The 18,833-nt window shown below is 39.3% G+C and carries 17 protein-coding genes, 2 tRNA genes and 1 riboswitch; of the genes, 1 reads left to right on the top strand and 18 read right to left on the bottom strand.

The window, feature by feature from the left end; all coding sequences use genetic code 11:
• Nucleotides 1-19: 19 nt before the first annotated feature.
• From ilvE to ACOZ9X_RS04150, 16 genes are all read right to left on the bottom strand, one after another.
• Nucleotides 20-922: a branched-chain-amino-acid transaminase gene (ilvE, locus tag ACOZ9X_RS04225; protein WP_423417141.1), complete on the bottom strand. Its 903-nt coding sequence runs from the start codon at nucleotides 920-922 to the stop codon at nucleotides 20-22.
• Between the two features lie 303 nt (nucleotides 923-1,225).
• Nucleotides 1,226-1,302: transfer RNA gene (locus ACOZ9X_RS04220), tRNA-Arg, on the bottom strand.
• Between the two features lie 188 nt (nucleotides 1,303-1,490).
• Nucleotides 1,491-1,564, bottom strand: a tRNA-Gly gene (locus tag ACOZ9X_RS04215).
• A gap of 82 nt (nucleotides 1,565-1,646) precedes the next feature.
• Nucleotides 1,647-2,177, bottom strand: a complete 531-nt coding sequence (locus ACOZ9X_RS04210; protein ID WP_423417140.1) for a metallophosphoesterase family protein — start codon at nucleotides 2,175-2,177, stop codon at nucleotides 1,647-1,649.
• Entirely contained in the window at nucleotides 2,168-2,770 is a 603-nt protein-coding gene (locus ACOZ9X_RS04205; RefSeq protein ID WP_423417139.1) for an XTP/dITP diphosphatase, read from the bottom strand. The genes ACOZ9X_RS04210 and ACOZ9X_RS04205 overlap by 10 nt, the downstream gene beginning before the upstream one ends.
• A gap of 130 nt (nucleotides 2,771-2,900) precedes the next feature.
• Nucleotides 2,901-3,938: a GerMN domain-containing protein gene (locus tag ACOZ9X_RS04200; RefSeq protein WP_191752642.1), complete on the bottom strand. Its 1,038-nt coding sequence runs from the start codon at nucleotides 3,936-3,938 to the stop codon at nucleotides 2,901-2,903.
• A 162-nt stretch (nucleotides 3,939-4,100) separates the two neighbouring features.
• Nucleotides 4,101-4,898, bottom strand: a complete 798-nt coding sequence (gene racE / locus ACOZ9X_RS04195; protein ID WP_423417138.1) for a glutamate racemase — start codon at nucleotides 4,896-4,898, stop codon at nucleotides 4,101-4,103.
• A 193-nt stretch (nucleotides 4,899-5,091) separates the two neighbouring features.
• Complete coding sequence (gene ptsP / locus ACOZ9X_RS04190; RefSeq protein WP_423417137.1) at nucleotides 5,092-6,804, bottom strand: phosphoenolpyruvate--protein phosphotransferase; 1,713 nt, start codon at nucleotides 6,802-6,804, stop codon at nucleotides 5,092-5,094.
• Nucleotides 6,804-7,070: a phosphocarrier protein HPr gene (locus tag ACOZ9X_RS04185; protein ID WP_066396644.1), complete on the bottom strand. Its 267-nt coding sequence runs from the start codon at nucleotides 7,068-7,070 to the stop codon at nucleotides 6,804-6,806. The genes ptsP and ACOZ9X_RS04185 overlap by 1 nt, the downstream gene beginning before the upstream one ends.
• A gap of 13 nt (nucleotides 7,071-7,083) precedes the next feature.
• A complete protein-coding gene (ptsG, locus tag ACOZ9X_RS04180; RefSeq protein ID WP_423417136.1) occupies nucleotides 7,084-9,156 on the bottom strand; it encodes a glucose-specific PTS transporter subunit IIBC in 2,073 nt (690 codons plus the stop codon).
• Between the two features lie 196 nt (nucleotides 9,157-9,352).
• Complete coding sequence (gene glcT, locus ACOZ9X_RS04175; protein ID WP_423417135.1) at nucleotides 9,353-10,228, bottom strand: glucose PTS transporter transcription antiterminator GlcT; 876 nt, start codon at nucleotides 10,226-10,228, stop codon at nucleotides 9,353-9,355.
• A 128-nt stretch (nucleotides 10,229-10,356) separates the two neighbouring features.
• Entirely contained in the window at nucleotides 10,357-10,581 is a 225-nt protein-coding gene (locus ACOZ9X_RS04170) for a helix-turn-helix domain-containing protein (protein WP_066243534.1), read from the bottom strand.
• A gap of 155 nt (nucleotides 10,582-10,736) precedes the next feature.
• Nucleotides 10,737-11,204, bottom strand: a complete 468-nt coding sequence (locus ACOZ9X_RS04165) for an acyl-CoA thioesterase (protein ID WP_423417134.1) — start codon at nucleotides 11,202-11,204, stop codon at nucleotides 10,737-10,739.
• Nucleotides 11,205-11,306: 102 nt separating this feature from the next.
• Nucleotides 11,307-12,062, bottom strand: coding sequence for a succinate dehydrogenase iron-sulfur subunit (gene sdhB, locus ACOZ9X_RS04160; RefSeq protein WP_144698733.1), 756 nt, complete (start codon nucleotides 12,060-12,062; stop codon nucleotides 11,307-11,309).
• A 2-nt stretch (nucleotides 12,063-12,064) separates the two neighbouring features.
• Nucleotides 12,065-13,825 carry a succinate dehydrogenase flavoprotein subunit gene (gene sdhA / locus ACOZ9X_RS04155; protein WP_423417133.1) on the bottom strand — a complete coding sequence of 587 codons (1,761 nt, stop codon included), beginning with the start codon at nucleotides 13,823-13,825 and terminating at the stop codon, nucleotides 12,065-12,067.
• Between the two features lie 15 nt (nucleotides 13,826-13,840).
• Complete coding sequence (locus tag ACOZ9X_RS04150; protein ID WP_144698731.1) at nucleotides 13,841-14,449, bottom strand: succinate dehydrogenase cytochrome b558 subunit; 609 nt, start codon at nucleotides 14,447-14,449, stop codon at nucleotides 13,841-13,843.
• 304 nt (nucleotides 14,450-14,753) lie between these two features.
• On the opposite strand from ACOZ9X_RS04150, the gene ACOZ9X_RS04145 reads away from it, so the two are divergent.
• Complete coding sequence (locus ACOZ9X_RS04145; RefSeq protein WP_144698729.1) at nucleotides 14,754-15,200, top strand: YslB family protein; 447 nt, start codon at nucleotides 14,754-14,756, stop codon at nucleotides 15,198-15,200.
• A gap of 39 nt (nucleotides 15,201-15,239) precedes the next feature.
• On the opposite strand, the gene ACOZ9X_RS04140 is transcribed toward ACOZ9X_RS04145, so the two are convergent.
• Together ACOZ9X_RS04140 and uvrC are read right to left on the bottom strand one after the other, a co-directional pair.
• A complete protein-coding gene (locus tag ACOZ9X_RS04140; RefSeq protein WP_423417132.1) occupies nucleotides 15,240-16,478 on the bottom strand; it encodes an aspartate kinase in 1,239 nt (412 codons plus the stop codon).
• A 193-nt stretch (nucleotides 16,479-16,671) separates the two neighbouring features.
• A riboswitch (Lysine riboswitch) is annotated at nucleotides 16,672-16,860 on the bottom strand.
• A gap of 65 nt (nucleotides 16,861-16,925) precedes the next feature.
• Entirely contained in the window at nucleotides 16,926-18,749 is a 1,824-nt protein-coding gene (uvrC, locus tag ACOZ9X_RS04135) for an excinuclease ABC subunit UvrC (protein ID WP_423417131.1), read from the bottom strand.
• Nucleotides 18,750-18,833: the final 84 nt, after the last annotated feature.

The raw sequence follows: 18,833 nt of genomic DNA, 5'->3' as shown, positions 1-18,833 counted from the left end.
AAACACTCCTATACTTCTTTTATCCAGCTTGAACGGCTTGGTTCGAATACACCTTAACTCCTTCTTCAACTACTTTCTCTCTGAAGGATTTTAAAAGTTTGTTCGTATGTTCACCTGGTGCTCCGTTTCCGATTACTCTTCCATCTACTTTTACTACCGCAATAACTTCAGCGGCAGTTCCAGTTAGGAATACTTCATCAGCTACATAAACATCATGTCTCGTGAATGGTTCTTCAACCATGTTGTAGCCTTGTGCTCTTGCGATCTCGACGATTGCGTTTCGAGTGATCCCTTCTAGAGCTCCTAAGTATCCTGGAGGCGTTTTAATGGTATTCCCTTTGATGATGAACACATTATCAGCAGAACCTTCCGCCACATACCCTTGATCGTTCAGCATCAATGCTTCACTTACTCCTGCAAGGCTAGCCTCGATCTTAACTAAAATATTGTTTAGGTAGTTTAACGATTTAACTTTAGGACTTAATACATCCGGACGGTTTCTTCTGCTTGCCACCGTTATGATTTCTAAACCTGTTTCATAAAGTTTTTTAGGAAATAGTGCAAGCTGTTCTGCAATGACAATGACTCCCGGTTGGCCGCATGTAAAAGGGTCCAATCCTAAATTTCCTTTTCCTCGTGAGATAACTAGTCGAATATAAGCATCACGATATTTATTTTTCTGGAGCGTTTGAACGATGATGTCTGTTAGCTCTTCTTTAGTGTGTGGAATTGTCAGCATAATGGATTGAGCTGATTCGTATAAACGCTGAAGATGTTCATCTAGTCGATATACATTTCCGTTATAAACTCGAATACCTTCAAACACCCCATCTCCATATAAAAACCCATGATCGTAAACCGAGACTTTGGCGTCATCCTTTAATACGTGCTCACCATTAACATAAACCCATTGCTCCTGCATCGTGATCCTCCTTTACGTGTCAATTTGAATTATTTGAATTTTTTAAAAATATTTTAATAATTGTTGACAATATTACGCCCATCTTATTAAAGAATCAACCACGAATTTTGGATTTTTTAATGAATTCTGACTTTTCAGTTATTTTGTACACGCTTTCATTCCCATGCCCATCAGGTTTTGAAGCTTTAACGCGTCACATTGTAAACATTTTTAAAGCGCTTTCAAACAAAATAAAAAACACGCTCGATATCCTTTAATAGAGGACATCAAGCGTGTCGAAAAGTTGTTATTATGTAAGTATTATGGCGTCCCAGGAGAGATTCGAACTCCCGACCGTACGCTTAGAAGGCGTATGCTCTATCCGGCTGAGCTACTGGGACATATGTATTGGAGCCCCTTTCGCATAGCAATGGCGCTTTCCGCAATTACCATGCGCTGCGGGCACACAGTGATTTGTTCCACCCGTCGACTGTGGATACAAATGTATTTTTATCATGCATTTTAATTTTAAGATCTGTTAACTTTAGATGTAACTTTTCATGGACCATTTGAACGTGAGAAAAACAAATGGAGCGGGTGATGAGAATCGAACTCACGACCAGAGCTTGGAAGGCTCTTGTTTTACCACTAAACTACACCCGCAGACAATTTTAGACCTTGTCGCGACGACATAACTAAATATACATGATATCTAATTTACAGTCAACCCATTTTCTCAACTTTTTTATTTTTTTACTGTTTTTTTCTTGAATGTTCGACTTAACTGATCGATACGTATACCGTCGAGTGAATAAAAACTTACTGAAATCCTGTTGTTTTCAATTTCTAATAACGCATACGTCTTTTCAAATGAACCTCTAGGCAGCCTGATACTACCGGGATTGATGAAGATCATTCCCTCACGCTCAAAGGCTTCAGCTACGTGTGAGTGCCCAAAACAGGCAATGGTTGCTCCTGTTTCCTCTGCCCTGTATGCAAGTGAAAGATATGACATTTTCACATCGTATAAATGGCCATGTGTTATATATATACATGTATCTCCCAACAGCTCAATGGCTTCGTTAGGAAAATCATCACCTAAATAATCCATATTTCCTTTAACGGTAACAAATCCTGACATTTCTTTAGATGCTGTCGAAAGCTCTGAATCCCCGCAATGAATCATAAGATCTACTTTATTTTGATAGCGGCTCTTTAACGTTTCTAACTCGTCTGTTAACCCGTGACTATCACTAACGATTAAGGCTATTCCCATAAGAGATCCTCCTCATTGATCAGTTTTTTTAGTTTTTCCAAAGCTATTGCTCTATGACTAATTTTATTCTTTTCTTCTTTTGCTAACTCTGCCATCGAACAATTTAATTGAGGGAGAAAGAAAATCGGATCATAACCGAAACCTTCCGTTCCTTTCTTTTCTCTTAAAATCTGACCTTTGCACTCCCCTTTTACAACTAGCGTTTCTTTTTGAGGTCTAGCAAAAGCCAAAGCACATACAAACTGAGCACTTCTATCTCTATCATCAACATCCTGAAGTTCTTGTAGTACTTTTTTCATATTATCTTCATCACTTTTATGTATACCTGCATATCTAGCTGAATAAACGCCAGGTCGTCCTTCTAACGCATGAATTTCTAATCCAGAGTCATCAGCAATAACAGGAATATTCATTTGCTTAGAAATGGTTTCAGCCTTTAAAATTGCGTTCTCTTCAAAAGTGATACCTGTTTCTTCAACGTCAGGACTTCCTTCAATATCGTTTAAAGAGAAAATCTCAACCCCAAGACTTCCAAACATCGACTGAAATTCTTTAGCTTTACCTTTATTTTTCGTTGCAACTAAAATTTTCATGTGGTTTATTCCTCCGATAAAAGTAGATCTTAACTTAATGAATTGATATGTGAATCCATATTATTAACATGGACAAATAAAAAAAGAGACGATTATCTCGCCTCTTTACTGTATCACAACCTATTTGATTTTAAAATTCACCTGTATTCACTTCTTTAGGTCTTGAAACTGGAGCGGTGAGTTCTTTCCCTTTTTCATTAAAGATCTTTGACTTCCCATCCACCTTAATCGCTACTTTCTTCACTTCGGAAAGTTCTGTAAGAGAAAGAACAATTGAGTTTAATACTTCATCTGCAATCATGCTTTCTTCTTTGTTATCCAGCAAAGCCCCATTGAAGTTTAGTGTAACAACACCATCTTTGACGACAGGTGTACTCAACAATTTTACATCTGTTCTAAAATCTGTTAGAAGGCTGCTCTCAGCTGAAGGACCATCAATTAGGTGTTCGATCGTAGCTGTTACTTTATCTGTCCCCTCTTTTGCAACCCTGCGTGTTACAGGTACATAATACGTTTGGTCTTGTGTCTGTGCCAAGAAATAAAGCGTTACGAGTTCACTATTCGTGATATCTGCCACACTGCCATTTTCGAGATTTATACCGTCAACACGACTCACACCATCACCAACTGGTGTATTGTTAACAGGCATTGAATTTTGGTTCTTTCCTGCGATTTGTATTTTAACTTTCTTTATGTTGTCAAACTGAGTAAGTGTAAATGTAATAGCTTGCAGAATCTTCATTTCATCCGCTGCATTATACTCTGTGAACTCCTTAGAGAAATTTGCTGTAGCTGTTCCTTTTTTGATATTTACCGATAACACCTCTGTATCTGCTGGCAGAACAGCTTGAAAACCGTTAGGAAGCAAATTACTTATAGGCCCATCTTTTACAAGATACTGCAGTACTTGTTTAGCAGTTTCATCGTTCTTTGGAAGAGCCAGTACCTGTGGGACAACCATCCCGTTGCTGTCGAATAAAAACAGTTGCCGCTTATTCGTTTGCTCTGCACTTGCTGCTTTATCCTTCTTATCAAGTGACTGACCTTCTTTCACGTAATTCACTTTAGGGGGATCAAGCTCATTTCCTGCTTTCTCTCCCCATAGTCCGCAACCTGATACCAGCAATGAAGCTGATAATATGATAAGCGGTGCTCCTGACTTCATCATTTTGCGCATACTTTCCCTCCTCAAGTGGTTTGTACTACTATGTATACGAGCTACCCTCTCCCGTTAGACCACTTGTACAAAAAATAAAAGAGGTTGGCATTAATCAAAGAAAAAGAGCAGAATCCCTAAAAGAATCCTACTCTTATCGCTTCAATATTCTCATTATGACAACTTCATACATTCTACTTTTTCAATCTTGCGGTCTAGCCAATGGTTAGCGATCTGCAGGAAATGATCGCTCTCTGCTGTAGCTAAAAATCGATGCATCGGTTTAGCATCTGTTGTATTTAGAAGTCTGCTATGGTCTAAGATGACAGAAACTTCACGCGCAGTTTCTGCACCTGAACAGATCAACGTGATGTGTTCACCCATCACTTGCTGAATGACCGGTCTTAACAGCGGGTAATGTGTGCATCCCAGGATTAAAGTATCAATGGAAACATCCTTTAACGGATATAATGTTTCTGAAACTGCACTTAATGTCTCTTCACCTGATAACTTTCCTTGTTCAACAAGCGGAACGAACAACGGACACGCTAAACTTTCTACGATCACATCGTTACGAATCTGCGTTAGTGCCTGTTTATAAGCACCACTATTGATCGTTCCGACTGTCCCGATTACACCGACATGATTGTTCTTCGTCGCTTTTAAAGCGGAACGGGCACCAGGATGGATAACACCTAAGACCGGAATGTCTAACTTTCTCTTCGCTTCTTCTAATACTGCTGCAGTAGCTGTATTACAAGCGATAACGAGCATCTTAATCTCCTGTTCTAAAAGAAAGTCAATCATTTCCCATGTATAAGTCCTAACCTCTTCAAATGGCCTCGGACCATAAGGACACCTTTTCGTGTCTCCTAAGTATATAATTTCTTCTTTCGGTAGCTGCTTCATGATCTCTCTTGCTACCGTTAAACCTCCCACTCCTGAATCAATGACTCCAATGGGTCTATTCAAAAACATCGCCTCATCTCTATATACATACTGGCGTTAAATCACTGTTTTCTATTCTGCTAATATTTTTATGAAATTGCAAGACCATTCGTTAATGTAAAGTTCTAAAAACCGAGCAGCCTGGAGTGAAAATTAACTACTCACTCAAACATCTATAGAAAAAGACTATGGAAATTTCCCCATAGTCTTTTCTACTTTAGAAATTTTCTTCTGCAAACTTTACAACGTCTTCCATTGTTTCCATTTGTAGAATTTTATCCATGTGTGCACTGATCTTTTCTTTAGACAGACCAAGAATCTGACTACGAGCAGGAAGTACAGATGTAGCACTCATTGAGAATTCATCGAGGCCAAGGCCAAGAAGAATTGGAATTGCGATTGGATCGCCTGCCATCTCTCCACACATACCAGCCCATTTACCTTCTTTATGAGCTGCATCAATAACCATTTTTACTAATCTTAAGATCGCTGGATTGTAGGGCTGATACAAGTAAGAAACTTGTTCGTTCATACGATCAGCAGCCATCGTATATTGAATCAGATCGTTAGTACCGATGCTGAAGAAATCAACTTCTTTAGCAAAAGTATCTGCCATTACGGCTGTTGATGGAATTTCCACCATGATACCTACTTCAATGGATCCGGATACTTCTATACCTTCTGAAACGAGCTTTTCCTTTTCCTCTAACAAAATACCTTTAGCAGCACGGAACTCTCCAAGTGTTGCAATCATCGGGAACATGATTTTCAAGTTCCCATATTGGCTTGCTCGAAGAAGGGCTCTAAGTTGTGTACGGAAAATTTCTTGCTCTTCTAAGCAAAGACGAATCGCACGGAATCCTAAGAAAGGATTTAACTCTTTCGGAAGATTTAAATACGGAAGCTCTTTATCCCCACCAATATCAAGTGTACGGATGACTACTGGTTTACCTTCCATCTTTTGGAGCACTTCACTGTATGCCTTGAACTGCTCTTCTTCAGTCGGAAGTTGGTCACGACCCATATAAAGGAATTCTGTACGGTATAAACCAACGCCTTCTGCACCGTTTTCCAGGACACCTTTTACGTCTGCTGGTGTTCCAATATTAGCCGCAAGCTCAACTTGAACAGAATCGCTTGAGAATGTTTTTTCATTCACTAGCTTTGCCCATTCCGCTTTTTGCTTTTGATATTGTTTTTGTTTCTCTTCATATGTTGTGATTTCATCTTCAGTCGGATTTACGATTACGTGTCCATCCAAACCGTCGATGATCACCATTACACCGTTCTCAACGTTTTCCGTAATTGTTTTAGTTCCCACTACTGCAGGAATCTCCATTGAACGTGACATGATTGCTGAATGAGAAGTTCTCCCACCAATGTCAGTTGCAAATCCTTTAACAAAATTACGGTTTAATTGAGCCGTGTCAGAAGGAGTTAGATCTTCAGCTAAGATGACAACTTCTTCTGTGATGCTTGCAGGTGTTGCAAACGTGACATTTAATAAATGAGCTAAAACTCGTTTTGAAACGTCACGAATATCTGCAGCACGCTCTTTCATGTATTCGTTATCCATGGATTCAAACATATTGATGAACATGGATGACACATCGTCCATTGCTGCTTCTGCATTAACCATTTCATTCTCAATCTTTTGTTTTACAGCATCAACTAGTTCTGGATCGCTCAATACAAGAAGATGGGCAGCAAAAATCGCTGCCTTATCTTCGCCTAACTCTTCGTTCGCTTTTTCTTTAATTACAGAAAGTTCCTCTTTAGAAACGGTTAGCGCTGCTTCAAAACGCTCGATCTCACTCGCAGAATCTGAGATCGATTTTCTTTCGATCGTTAATTCAGGGTTTTGAAGAACAAACGCTTTTGCGATTGCGATGCCGGCTGATGCTGCAATACCTGAAATTTTTTCAGACATTACTCACCAAGCCCTTCCTTTTTCATTACATTTTCTAATGCTGCGATTGCTTCATCTGCATCTGAACCTTCTGCTTTGATCACGATTGAAGATCCTTGTTGGATTCCAAGGCTCATAACGCCCATGATTGATTTTAAGTTAACGCTTTTTCCGTTGTAATCAAGTGTAATATCTGAGCTGAACTGACCTGCTTGGTTAACTAAAGTTGTTGCTGGACGTGCGTGAATTCCTGATTCGCTAGTTACTTTGAATGTTTTTTCTGCCATGATAATTACCCCTTTATTTTTTGAATGTAATAATATTTTCTTCCTCTATAGCCACAGTTCCTGTTTTTTCGACGGAAACTGTTTCATCCGATAGATTCGTGAATACAATCGGTGTGATTACGGATGGTGCGTTTTCCTTAACAAAGTTCAGGTCAACCTTTAAGATATTTTGACCGATCTTAACTCTGTCGCCTTCAGAAACAAAGCTCTCGAAACCTTCACCTTTCAGTTTCACTGTATCGATACCAAAGTGGATGAGAATTTCTTTGCCTGAATCTGACTCAATACCGATGGCATGTTTTGTCGGGAAGATATTCATTATCTTACCATTAACAGGTGAAACCACCAAGCCTTCTGCTGGTTCGATGGCAAATCCATCACCCATCATTTTTCCTGAGAAAACTTGGTCAGGAACTTCGGTGATCGGAAGTATTTTCCCTTTAATCGGAGAAACAAAACGATCATCATCTGTAGAAATGGATGAAGTTGGTGTAGCACCTTCATTGTTTGTTTCCATAACTTTTCCTTGTTCAGAAGTTTTCTCTGAATTTTTCGGTTTAGCTACAGTCTTACCATTGATAATATCTTGAATTTCACTCTTGATCGTATCTGATCGAGTTCCAAAGATCGCTTGAATGTTATTACCCATTTCAAGAACGCCAGATGCTCCGAGTTTTTTCAATCGAGCCTTGTTTACTTCCTTAGGATCATTTACAGAAACTCTTAATCGAGTAATACAAGCATCAAGGTTAGAGATATTGGACTCTCCCCCTAATCCCTCTAAAATATTCGCTGCGAGTGAATCTTTATTGGACGGTCCAACATTTGTTTCAACTTCATCATCCACGATTTCTCGTCCTGGTGTCTTAAGGTTCCATTTACGAATCGCAAAACGGAAACCAAAGTAATAGATCACTGCAAATACGAGACCTACAGGAATTACTAGCCACCAGTCTGTACGGTTAGGAAGTACTCCGAACAATAAGTAGTCAATTACACCACCAGAGAAAGTCATACCTATTTTAACATTTAACAAGTGCATAACCATAAAAGAAAGACCTGCGAAAATCGCATGAATTCCAAATAATACTGGAGCAACAAATAAGAAAGTAAACTCCAGTGGTTCCGTGATTCCGGTTAAGAAAGAAGTCAACGCGGCAGAACCCATTATACCTGCTACTATTTTCTTTTGTTCAGGTCGTGCTTCGTGATACATAGCCAATGCTGCAGCTGGAAGTCCGAACATCATGAACGGGAACTTACCAGTCATAAATGTACCTGCTGTTAATTCAACGTTATCTTTTAATTGTGCAAAGAAGATCGCTTGGTCACCGCGAACAAGTCCTTCTGCTGCAGATTTATAAGAGCCAAACTCAAACCAGAACGGCGAGTAAAAGATGTGATGAAGTCCAAAAGGAATCAATGAACGTTCGATCACTCCAAAGATAAATGCTGCAACCGTCAAGTTCGAATTGATCATGCTTTCAGAGAACGTATTAAGTCCATGCTGAACAGGTGGCCAGATGAACGTCATTACAATACCTAGTGCTAAAGCAGAAACTGCAGTAACAATCGGTACAAAACGTTTTCCGGCAAAGAACCCTAAGTATTGAGGAAGTTCGATGTTATAGAACCTCTTATAAAGATAGGAGGCTAAAATACCGACGATGATACCTCCAAACACTCCAGTTTGAAGTGTAGGAATACCTAGTACGTTCGCAAAAGAAGGATCTTTTCCGATCATATCAGGTGTTACACCTTCAATAACGCTCATGGTTACGTTCATGATCAAGTAACCGATAATAGCAGCTAATCCTGCTACACCTTCACCGCCTGCTAGACCTACGGCAACACCTACGGCAAACAGTAACGATAAATTGGCAAAAACAATGTCTCCCGATTTTTCCATTACGTCTGCAACAAGCTGGAACCATGCTGCATCTAATGCAGGTATTCTTTCAATCAACGCTGGGTTTTTGAACGCGTTACCAAAGGCAAGCAACAGACCTGCAGCTGGTAAGATCGCAACCGGTAGCATAAGTGCTTTACCTACGCGTTGAAGAACACCAAATAGTTTTTTCCACATAGGAAGTCCTCCTTTTTATTATGATAACCCTTCCATTTACTTCCGCATCAAACAAAAAAAGACATAAATAAGAAACATGAGTAAATCCCTAATCAGAATTAATATATCCTAATTAAGCATCTGCTACACTTTTGTTTCTTACTTATGCCTGATCGAATCAGTAACACGTAAAAACGAGTTGTTCTATATTCAGTTATCATTTGTCTTCATTGTCATAACGCGAAAGCCTTTGCAAATGCATTGTCAAATAGACTGCTTCTGCATGTGGCACGGGTTTTTGTAAGGTGTTTTGCATAACCTTAATCAACTTCCACGCCAAATTGTAGCATAAAGGATATTCTTCTTTCAACACTTTTGCTAACTTTTCTTGTTCCTCCATGATATCACCCATAGAGATACGTTCTATCGCATGCCTTAAATGACGTACAAGACGTAAATAATTAATGCTCTTTGTATCAATTGATAGGTCTAGTGAATGTTGAATCATCTGCATTAAAGTATTGATGAGCTCTGAATGCTTCTTTATGTCCGTTACACTTTTATTGGTTATGGCGCTATGAATATGTAATGCCACAAAACCAACCTCACCTTCAGGAAGATGAATGCCCAGCGACTTATTGATGATTTCGATCGCCTCTTCAGCCACCGTATATTCTTTTGGATATAGTGTTTGTGTTTCAGTTAGAAATGGATTTTTGATATCCATACTTTGTTCTAATCGTTTGATCGCAAATGTGATATGGTCGGTTAACGCGACATGTATATGTTCGTTTAACTCATTCTCAAAACGAGTTCGTATGTGAACAATTACATCATTGATCAATTCTACAATCTTTTCATCTATCGAATCTAATAAGGTTTTATATTGTTCTTGTTCGTTTTCATCTTTTAATACAAATAACTTGTCCACTTGCTTAGGAAGGATCTCTTCACCTGGTTTCTTGCCGAAGCCGATTCCTTTGCCAATAACAATTCTTTCTTCATCAGAGGAATCAATAGCAATAACCACATTATTATTAAGAACTTTTTTTACTTGCAGGCTTTTGTTCATGAATTTTTTCACCTTTTTCATTTAGGTCCATAAACCATTAACATCATAACCTTCATCATAGCGGAAAAAGGTTAGAAAAATCAATTACACTTTTTACCTGCAGCAAAGCCAAACTGAAAACGGCTTTCACAATGAAAGCCGCTTTCTGACTAAATCTCGAGTTCTCCAAGCCTCAATAACTCTACAACGGCTTGAGAGCGTCCTTTAACCCCAAGCTTTTGCATGGTATTTGAAATATGGTTACGAACAGTTTTCTCACTAATGAATAATTGTTCCGCAATTTCTTTTGTGGTCTTATCTTGAACTAGTAGTTCGAAAACTTCTCTCTCTCTTTTTGTAAGTAGAGGCTTCGGTCGGTAGTGTTTATCTTTCAATGAATTCACCCCTCCTTGCTAGGGTTTAGGAACCGCCAACGAATATTGGAAGTATTTAGTCAACATATAGTATGTAAAGAATCAGAGGGGAGTGACTTGGTTCATTTAAAAAGTATGAAGAATATTACGGATAAACCATAAAAAAAAGCCCATTTTCATACATGGGCTTCTTTAGAAAAATTATTTAGTTGGTTTTTTAGCTCTTCATTCCACTTTACAGGACGTCCATTTTGTCTAGAAATCTGTACGATAGCACCTCTTCCTGTAAATACAGGAATCTTCTTCTCGTTTATCCCAAAGTAATGTATGTCGATGGAAGATGAGCCTACTTCATTAATTTTCACATAAACTTTTAATTTTTCATCGTACATAATCTGAGCCAAATAGTCACACTGAAGATCTGCCACCACTGGAATCTCTTCTGAGTCTCGAGTACCCCAGTCTGTCATCAGACCCAGTTCTTTAAACATCGCGATTCGTGATTCTTCCATATAAGTAAAGATGTTCGTATTGTTCACGTGGCCGAATCCGTCAATTTCACCAAAACGTACTTGCAATTCGTGATAAAAAGAAAAGCCCTTCTGCCACTCATCCATATTTGATATGTAATCTTGCCTAGCCAAATTCTTTACCGCCTTTCTTATACAGATATTTAATGAATCGCTATTCAGTTATTTGGTTTTTAAAAAAGCTTCTCCCTGATGAGAGAAGCTCTTTATGATACTTTAACGATCACTGCCAAAGAAGTTCTTGAAAGCTTGGAAGCTTGTATCACGGTTAAGTGCAGCGATTGATGTTGTTAAAGGAATTCCTTTCGGACAAGACTGTACACAGTTTTGCGAGTTACCACACTCTGCAAGCCCACCGTCATCCATGATCGCGTTTAAACGTTCTTCTTTGTTCATTTCACCAGTTGGGTGAGCATTGAATAGACGAACTTGCGATAAAGGTGCAGGTCCGATAAAGTCTGAATTTGTATTCACGTTCGGACATGCTTCTAAACAAACACCGCATGTCATACATTTCGAAAGTTCATATGCCCATTGACGCTTTGTTTCAGGCATACGAGGACCTGGCCCAAGATCATACGTACCATCGATCGGAATCCAAGCTTTAACTCGTTTAAGTGCATCAAACATTCTACTTCTATCGATCGCCAAATCACGGACAACCGGGAATGTTTTCATTGGTTCAAGACGAATTGGCTGTTCCAATTGATCAACAAGAGCCGTACAAGATTGTCTTGGCTTTCCGTTGATTACCATTGAACATGCACCACAAACTTCTTCTAAACAACCCATCTCCCAAGTAACGGGAGTCGTAGCTTCCCCTTTTGCGTTAACAGGGTTTCTACGAATTTCCATAAGAGCAGATATTACGTTCATATTTGGACGATGAGGAATCTCAAACTCTTCTAAATATGGGGCAGTTTCTGGGTTATCCTGTCTTGAGATGACGAATTTCACCATTTTTGTGCTCATGCTTACACCCCTGCCTTCTTCTTAGAATAGTCACGTTTACGTGGCTGGATAAGCGAAACATCTACTTCTTCATACTCAAATTCTGGTCCGTTCGTTGTTGGATTGAATTTCGCTTTTGTTGTTTTTAACCATTGCTCATCATTACGTTCAGGAAAGTCTGGTTTGTAATGAGCTCCACGGCTTTCATCACGGTTTAGAGCACCAAGCGTTATAACACGAGCTAGCTGAAGCATGTGCCATAGCTGACGCGTAAATGATGCACCTTGGTTGCTCCACTTAGATGTATCGTTAATATTGATGTTTTTGTAACGCTGCATCAATTCTTGGATCTTTTCATCCGTTTGTTTTAATTTATCGTTGTATCTAACAACCGTTACGTTATCTGTCATCCATTCTCCAAGTTCTTTATGGATCACATAAGCATTCTCAGTTCCATCCATAGAAAGAATGTTGTTGTATACTTCTTGATCTTTTTTCACTTGGTTATCAAACACAGTAGAAGGTACATCCTCAACTGTTTTTTCTAATCCTCGAATATATCGAACAGCTGATGGGCCAGCTTCCATACCACCGAAAATAGCTGAAAGTAGTGAGTTCGCTCCTAATCTATTAGCACCATGATATTGATACTCACACTCACCTGCTGCAAAGAGACCAGGAATGTTCGTCATCTGATCATAATCAACCCACATTCCACCCATTGAATAGTGAACCGCAGGGAAAATCTTCATTGGAACTTTACGAGGATCATCACCCATGAACTTTTCATAGATCTCGATGATTCCACCAAGTTTAATGTCAAGCTCTTTAGGATCTTTGTGTGAAAGATCAAGGTATACCATGTTCTCACCATTGATTCCTAGCTTTAGATCAACGCAAACGTGGAAGATCTCACGTGTAGCGATGTCACGAGGAACAAGGTTTCCGTATGCTGGATACTTCTCTTCTAGGAAGTACCAAGGCTTTCCGTCTTTATATGTCCAAACACGTCCACCTTCACCACGTGCTGATTCACTCATCAATCGAAGCTTGTCATCACCAGGAATGGCAGTCGGGTGAATTTGAATGAACTCACCGTTCGCATAATAAACACCTTGCTGATAAAGAGCTGATGCTGCTCCACCTGTATTAATAACAGAGTTCGTAGATTTACCGAAAATGATACCAGGTCCTCCTGTCGCCATAATAACGGCATCCGCAGGGAAACTTACGATCTCCATCGTTTTCAAGTTTTGAGCAGTGATTCCACGACATTGCCCTCCGTCATCAATAATAGCAGATAAGAATTCCCATCCTTCATATTTCGTGACAAGACCTGCTACCTCGTGGCGGCGAACTTGCTCATCTAGTGCGTACAATAATTGCTGACCCGTTGTTGCACCGGCAAATGCAGTACGATGATGCTGTGTTCCTCCGAAACGACGGAAGTCAAGTAATCCTTCAGGAGTTCTATTAAACATTACACCCATACGGTCCATTAGATGAATGATTCCAGGCGCCGCGTCACACATGGCTTTAACTGGAGGTTGGTTTGCTAAAAAGTCTCCACCGTATACAGAGTCATCAAAATGCTCCCATGGTGAATCTCCTTCACCTTTTGTATTTACAGCACCGTTTATGCCACCTTGAGCACAAACAGAATGCGAACGTTTTACTGGAACTACTGAAAAGAGGTCAACATTTACACCAGCCTCAGCTGCTTTAATTGTAGCCATTAAACCGGCGAGACCTCCGCCAACAACAATAATTTTCTGATTACTCAATTTGTCTCACCCCTTTTAAATGAATGCAAAGATTGTTCTTACGCTAACAATTGCAAGTGCAACAAATACACCCATTGTTACGTATGTTGAAATTTTTTGTGAACGAGGCGAAACTGTAAGGCCCCAGCTGACAAAGAACGACCATAATCCGTTAGCAAAATGGAATACTGCTGATAAAACACCTACAAGATAGAAGGCAACCATGAATGGAGAGCTTAAGATGTCTGCCATCATATCAAAGTTTACCTCTTGTCCGAACGCAGCTTGTACACGTGTTTCCCATACGTGCCAAGCGATGAAAACTAATGTGATAACGCCTGTTACACGCTGAACGAGGAACATCATGTTGCGGAAATAGCCGTAGCGGGTAACATTGTTTTTAGCTTGAAACGTAATGTAAAGTCCATACACGGCATGAAACAAAATTGGTAAGTAGATCACAAACGTTTCTAGGAAAATACGAAACGGTAAACTTTCCATAAAATGTGCTGCTTTGTTAAATGCTTCAGCATCCCTCGTCGCAAAATGGTTTACAACTAAATGCTGCACGAGAAAAATCCCGATCGGAATTACTCCTAATAATGAATGAATTCTTCTGTTAATAAAATCTCTACTGCCAGCCATTCTCTTGCCCCCTTCAAATTTAGCCTCTCTCTGGCTGCTAATCTTTGTTCCTCTCCACATGTAAGCGTTTTAAGTTTCCTCTTTTAGAGGATGAGTGTTAAACAATTAGCTTAATTAACTAGCAACATGTCCATTTTACTCCCATCGTTTGACACCGTCAAGAAAACGCTAACAACTAAACACGTAAATTTTCTTTATACACCAACGCTTTTAAAGCTTTAAGATTTTCGACAAATACCGATAGTTGCTATAGAGTTTAAACCGCTTTCCCGTTATAATAAAAATGAGAAAGAAGGGATGCAGAATGTTTAAACAAAAGACAAAGGATGAAAACACCCCTGTAGAACAGCTTTCTGTTTCAGCTTTTGGGTATGAGATCCTACGAAGCGACTTATTGCCTGAACTTCTTGGCAAACAAGAACGAAATATTCTCTATTGGGCAGGAAGACACTTGGCTAGAAAATATCCTTTACATACGATGGAAGAAGTTCACGCTTTTTTTGTTGAAGCTGGCTGGGGCACACTTGAAATGATTGAAGCTTCGAAAACAGAGATGAATTTCTCTTTAAACTCTCAACTGATCATGCAGCGAATGGAAAACTTCACTCATCAAACGTTCAGCCTAGAAGCAGGCTTCCTTGCTGAACAAGTTCAGCTACAAAAAAAATGCACAACAGAAGCTTTAGAATCAATGAAAAGAAACAAAGTTTTTATCACCGTTCAATGGGATAAAAAAGATACGATCGAATAGCAAAAGCCGGCGGATTGCCGGCTTTTTCAATGTTTGGACTTACGTGTTCTGAACAGGAACACGAGCATCTAACTCAAACACATCATGCAGCGTTTCTATCGATTTAATCATATCTTCTTGTTTCACAACAGTGGATACTTTAATCTCAGAGGTGCTAACCATCTTGATCATAATCTCTTCATCTGACAGAGCTTTAAACATTTTAGCTGCTACACCTGGATTTGAGATCATGCCTGAACCAACGATTGACACCTTTGCCAGACCTTGTTCATAACTGATTGATTCAAATCCTAATTTTGATTGATGTGCAGCAAGTACTTCTTGGGTAGCAGATAATGAATTTGATTCGATCGAGAACGAAATATTCGTTTTTTCTTCATTTAATACATTTTGAATGATGATGTCCACATTTATGCCGTTCGAAGCCAAAATTGTAAATAGTTCCGCTAATGCATGTATTTCATTAGGAACGGAAGAGACGGTAATTTTTGTTATGTTTCCTTCAAACGCAAGACCTCTAACCATTAAATTTTGTTCCATAGAAACTTCCTCCTCTACTAATGTTCCGCGTTCTTCACTCATGCTTGACCTTACTTCTAATAAAATATTATAGTTTTTAGCAAACTCAACCGCTCTCGGATGTAAGACACCTGCACCGAGGTTGGCCATCTCTAACATCTCATCATAAGAGATCGAAGGTAGTTTTCTAGCTGAATTTACTACACGGGGATCAGTCGTATATACACCGGTCACATCGGTATAGATGTCACATCGATCTGCATTAAGCGCTGCTGCTAGGGCAACGGCTGTTGTATCTGATCCACCTCTACCAAGAGTGGCAATATCCTTTGTTTCAGGAATAAGTCCTTGAAATCCAGCAACAACGACGATATGACCATCTTTTAACAGTGAAGAGATGCGCTTTGAATCGATGTCTAGTATTCTTGCATTTGAAAAGGTATCTTCTGTTTGAATACCCGCTTGCCATCCTGTTAATGATTGGGCTTTATATCCTTCTTGATGCAGAGCCATCGTCAATAGGGCGATCGTAATCTGTTCTCCCGTCGTAAGGAGCATATCCATCTCCCGTTTAGAAGGGTTCTGACTGATATTTGTCGCGAGCTTTACAAGTTCATCCGTTGTTTTACCCATCGCTGAAACAACTACCACGACTTCATTTCCTGCATCTACTTCATGGATGATTCGCTTTGCCACATTTTGTATTCGCTCAACTGAGCCAACACTAGTTCCACCAAATTTTTGTACGATTCTCCCCATTTACTCCAATCCCTTCATGTTGTAAGATTCTATCTCTTTTATTAGAAGACTTTGTTGACGCTAGAATGACCACGTCTACTTAGTTTGCACGTATACTTTCAGGTCACTTAATTTGAAAGTAAATACAAAAAAGCAACAATAAGGAAAAACCCTATTGTTGCTATAATCCGTAGCAAGCCAAGTTTGTTCCCCCTCGTGAGATAGTCCTCCACACAAACCCTGGGGGGACTTGTGTGACAGCTCTGTATTTATTCAATACAGGTCCAGCATAAAAGACTAGAAGCCCTTTTACACTTCGGCAAGAATCCCCTTTCCACCATCATCACTAGAGCTTCTTCTCTTCAGATGGGTTACTATTGGTTCCTGCTCCTCTACCATCACTTCATACGAAGCATGGCATATTTATAAAGTTGGATTTATTTTAACAAAGTTACTCGTTGGCTGCAACTACTCATTTGATAAAAATGCTTTTTCTATAAGCTCTGCTACTGGTTTAGGTACACCTGCTGCTTGAATCTCATCAACAGAAGCTTCTTTTAACTTCTTTAATGATCCAAAGTGGCGAAGTAGCATCTTCTTTCGTTTGTCACCGATACCCGCAATGCTGTCTAATGTTGATTCAAACATACTTTTGGAACGAACTTTTCGGTGAAAAGAGATCGCAAACCTATGAACTTCATCTTGGATTCGTTGCAACAGATAGAATTCCTGGCTGTTTCGAGCTAGGTGTATCATCTCTGGAGGATCACCGATCCATAGCTGTGAGGTTCTATGCTTTTCATCTTTCGATAGACCTGCTACAGGAATAAATAAGTTAAGCTCGTTTTCTAACACATCTTGAGCCGCTGATATCTGCCCTTTTCCGCCATCGATCAGAATCAGGCTAGGAAGCTCTCCTTCTTCTCTTAACACTCTTGTATATCTGCGACGAACAACTTCTTTCATAGAAGCATAATCATCTGGTCCTTCTACAGATTTGATCTTGTATTTTCGATAATCCTTTTTATAAGGTTTACCATCAACAAAAACAACCATCGCTGAAACAGGATCTGTTCCATGTATATTTGAATTATCGAACGCTTCAATACGATAAGGAGCAGCAATTCCTATCCTTTCTCCAAGATTCTCAACGGCCTTGATTGTTCTCGCTTCATCTTGCTCAATCAGGGCAAATTTTTCGTGAAGAGCTAAGGACGCGTTCTTAGTAGCTAACTCTACTAGCTCTTTCTTTTGTCCTTTTTTTGGTTGCAATACTTTCACTTGAAGAAGTTCCGATACAAGATTAGCATCTACTTCTTGAGGAAGCAGGATCTCTTTAGGCAGAAGGTGATTCTTTTGCAGATAGAACTGACCAATAAAGGTTAATAGATCTTCATTCGCTTCTCCATAAAACGGAAAGACAGAAATATCCCGGGCGATCACTTTACCTTGCCTGATGAAGAAGACTTGGACACACATCCACCCTTTATCAAAATGGTAGCCAAAGACATCTCGATCGACTAAATCTGCCGTCATCATCTTTTGCTTTTCCATAACAGCTTCAATGTGCTGTATCTGATCTCGAAGCTCTTTTGCGCGTTCAAAGTTCAATGCTTCAGATGCTTCTAACATCTTTTCCGATAACTCATTTTTAACGTCCTGATAACCGCCATTAAGAAATTTTACGATGCCGTCAACCATCTTCTTGTTTTCTTGTTCGGTTACATCATATACACAAGGACCTAAACATTGACCGATATGATAATATAGACACACTCGTTTAGGCATCGTGTCACACTTTCGGAGCGGGAATATACGATCTAAAAGCTTTTTCGTTTCTTGTGCAGCATAAGCGTTCACGAACGGACCAAAATATTTTCCGCCGTCTTTTTTAATCTTTCGTATATATAGAAGTCGTGGCTGTTTTTCAGCTGTAATCTTTAAGTATGGATAGCTTTTATCATCTTTTAGCATCACATTGTAACGAGGGTCATGTTTTTTTATTAAATTCATCTCGAGAACTAATGCTTCCATCTCAGTAGAAGTTACAATGTATTCAAAATCTCTGATCTCACTTACAAGTCTCTGTGTTTTGCCATCGTGTGTCCCAGAAAAATAAGACTTAACACGGTTCTTTAACACTTTCGCCTTACCAACATAAATAACTTTCCCGAACTCATTCTTCATAAGATAGCAGCCAGGTTGATCTGGTAGCAACATTAATTTTTGTTTTACAGAAATAGAGGTCAATTTCTTCCCCCCTTCACTCTCAGCAGTCTTTTCTACTATCATATCATGTATCAACCTGATCATAATACTATCATGATTTAGGAACCATATATTTTCATTTATCGACAATATTTCCTAGAAAATATT

The sequence above is a fragment of the Fictibacillus nanhaiensis genome, from assembly GCF_049537595.1.
In the GTDB taxonomy this organism is placed as follows: Bacteria; Bacillota; Bacilli; order Bacillales; family Fictibacillaceae; genus Fictibacillus; species Fictibacillus nanhaiensis_F.
Note: the sequence above shows the minus strand (reverse complement) of the source record. Positions and strands in the feature narration are given on the sequence as shown.

Excerpts from the sequence above, each read along its gene's own strand:
- ptsP (WP_423417137.1), bottom strand. The coding sequence starts at position 6,804 with ATGTCTGAAAAAATTTCAGGTATTGCAGCATCAGCCGGCATCGCAATC.
- ACOZ9X_RS04150 (WP_144698731.1), bottom strand. The coding sequence starts at position 14,449 with ATGGCTGGCAGTAGAGATTTTATTAACAGAAGAATTCATTCATTATTA.
- ACOZ9X_RS04185 (WP_066396644.1), bottom strand. The coding sequence starts at position 7,070 with ATGGCAGAAAAAACATTCAAAGTAACTAGCGAATCAGGAATTCACGCA.
- sdhB (WP_144698733.1), bottom strand. The coding sequence starts at position 12,062 with ATGAGCACAAAAATGGTGAAATTCGTCATCTCAAGACAGGATAACCCA.
- ACOZ9X_RS04210 (WP_423417140.1), bottom strand. The coding sequence starts at position 2,177 with ATGGGAATAGCCTTAATCGTTAGTGATAGTCACGGGTTAACAGACGAG.
- ACOZ9X_RS04205 (WP_423417139.1), bottom strand. The coding sequence starts at position 2,770 with ATGAAAATTTTAGTTGCAACGAAAAATAAAGGTAAAGCTAAAGAATTT.
- ACOZ9X_RS04140 (WP_423417132.1), bottom strand. The coding sequence starts at position 16,478 with ATGGGGAGAATCGTACAAAAATTTGGTGGAACTAGTGTTGGCTCAGTT.
- ptsG (WP_423417136.1), bottom strand. The coding sequence starts at position 9,156 with ATGTGGAAAAAACTATTTGGTGTTCTTCAACGCGTAGGTAAAGCACTT.
- uvrC (WP_423417131.1), bottom strand. The coding sequence starts at position 18,749 with ATGATAGTAGAAAAGACTGCTGAGAGTGAAGGGGGGAAGAAATTGACC.
- ACOZ9X_RS04145 (WP_144698729.1), top strand. The coding sequence starts at position 14,754 with ATGTTTAAACAAAAGACAAAGGATGAAAACACCCCTGTAGAACAGCTT.
- ilvE (WP_423417141.1), bottom strand. The coding sequence starts at position 922 with ATGCAGGAGCAATGGGTTTATGTTAATGGTGAGCACGTATTAAAGGAT.
- ACOZ9X_RS04200 (WP_191752642.1), bottom strand. The coding sequence starts at position 3,938 with ATGATGAAGTCAGGAGCACCGCTTATCATATTATCAGCTTCATTGCTG.
- glcT (WP_423417135.1), bottom strand. The coding sequence starts at position 10,228 with ATGAAAAAGGTGAAAAAATTCATGAACAAAAGCCTGCAAGTAAAAAAA.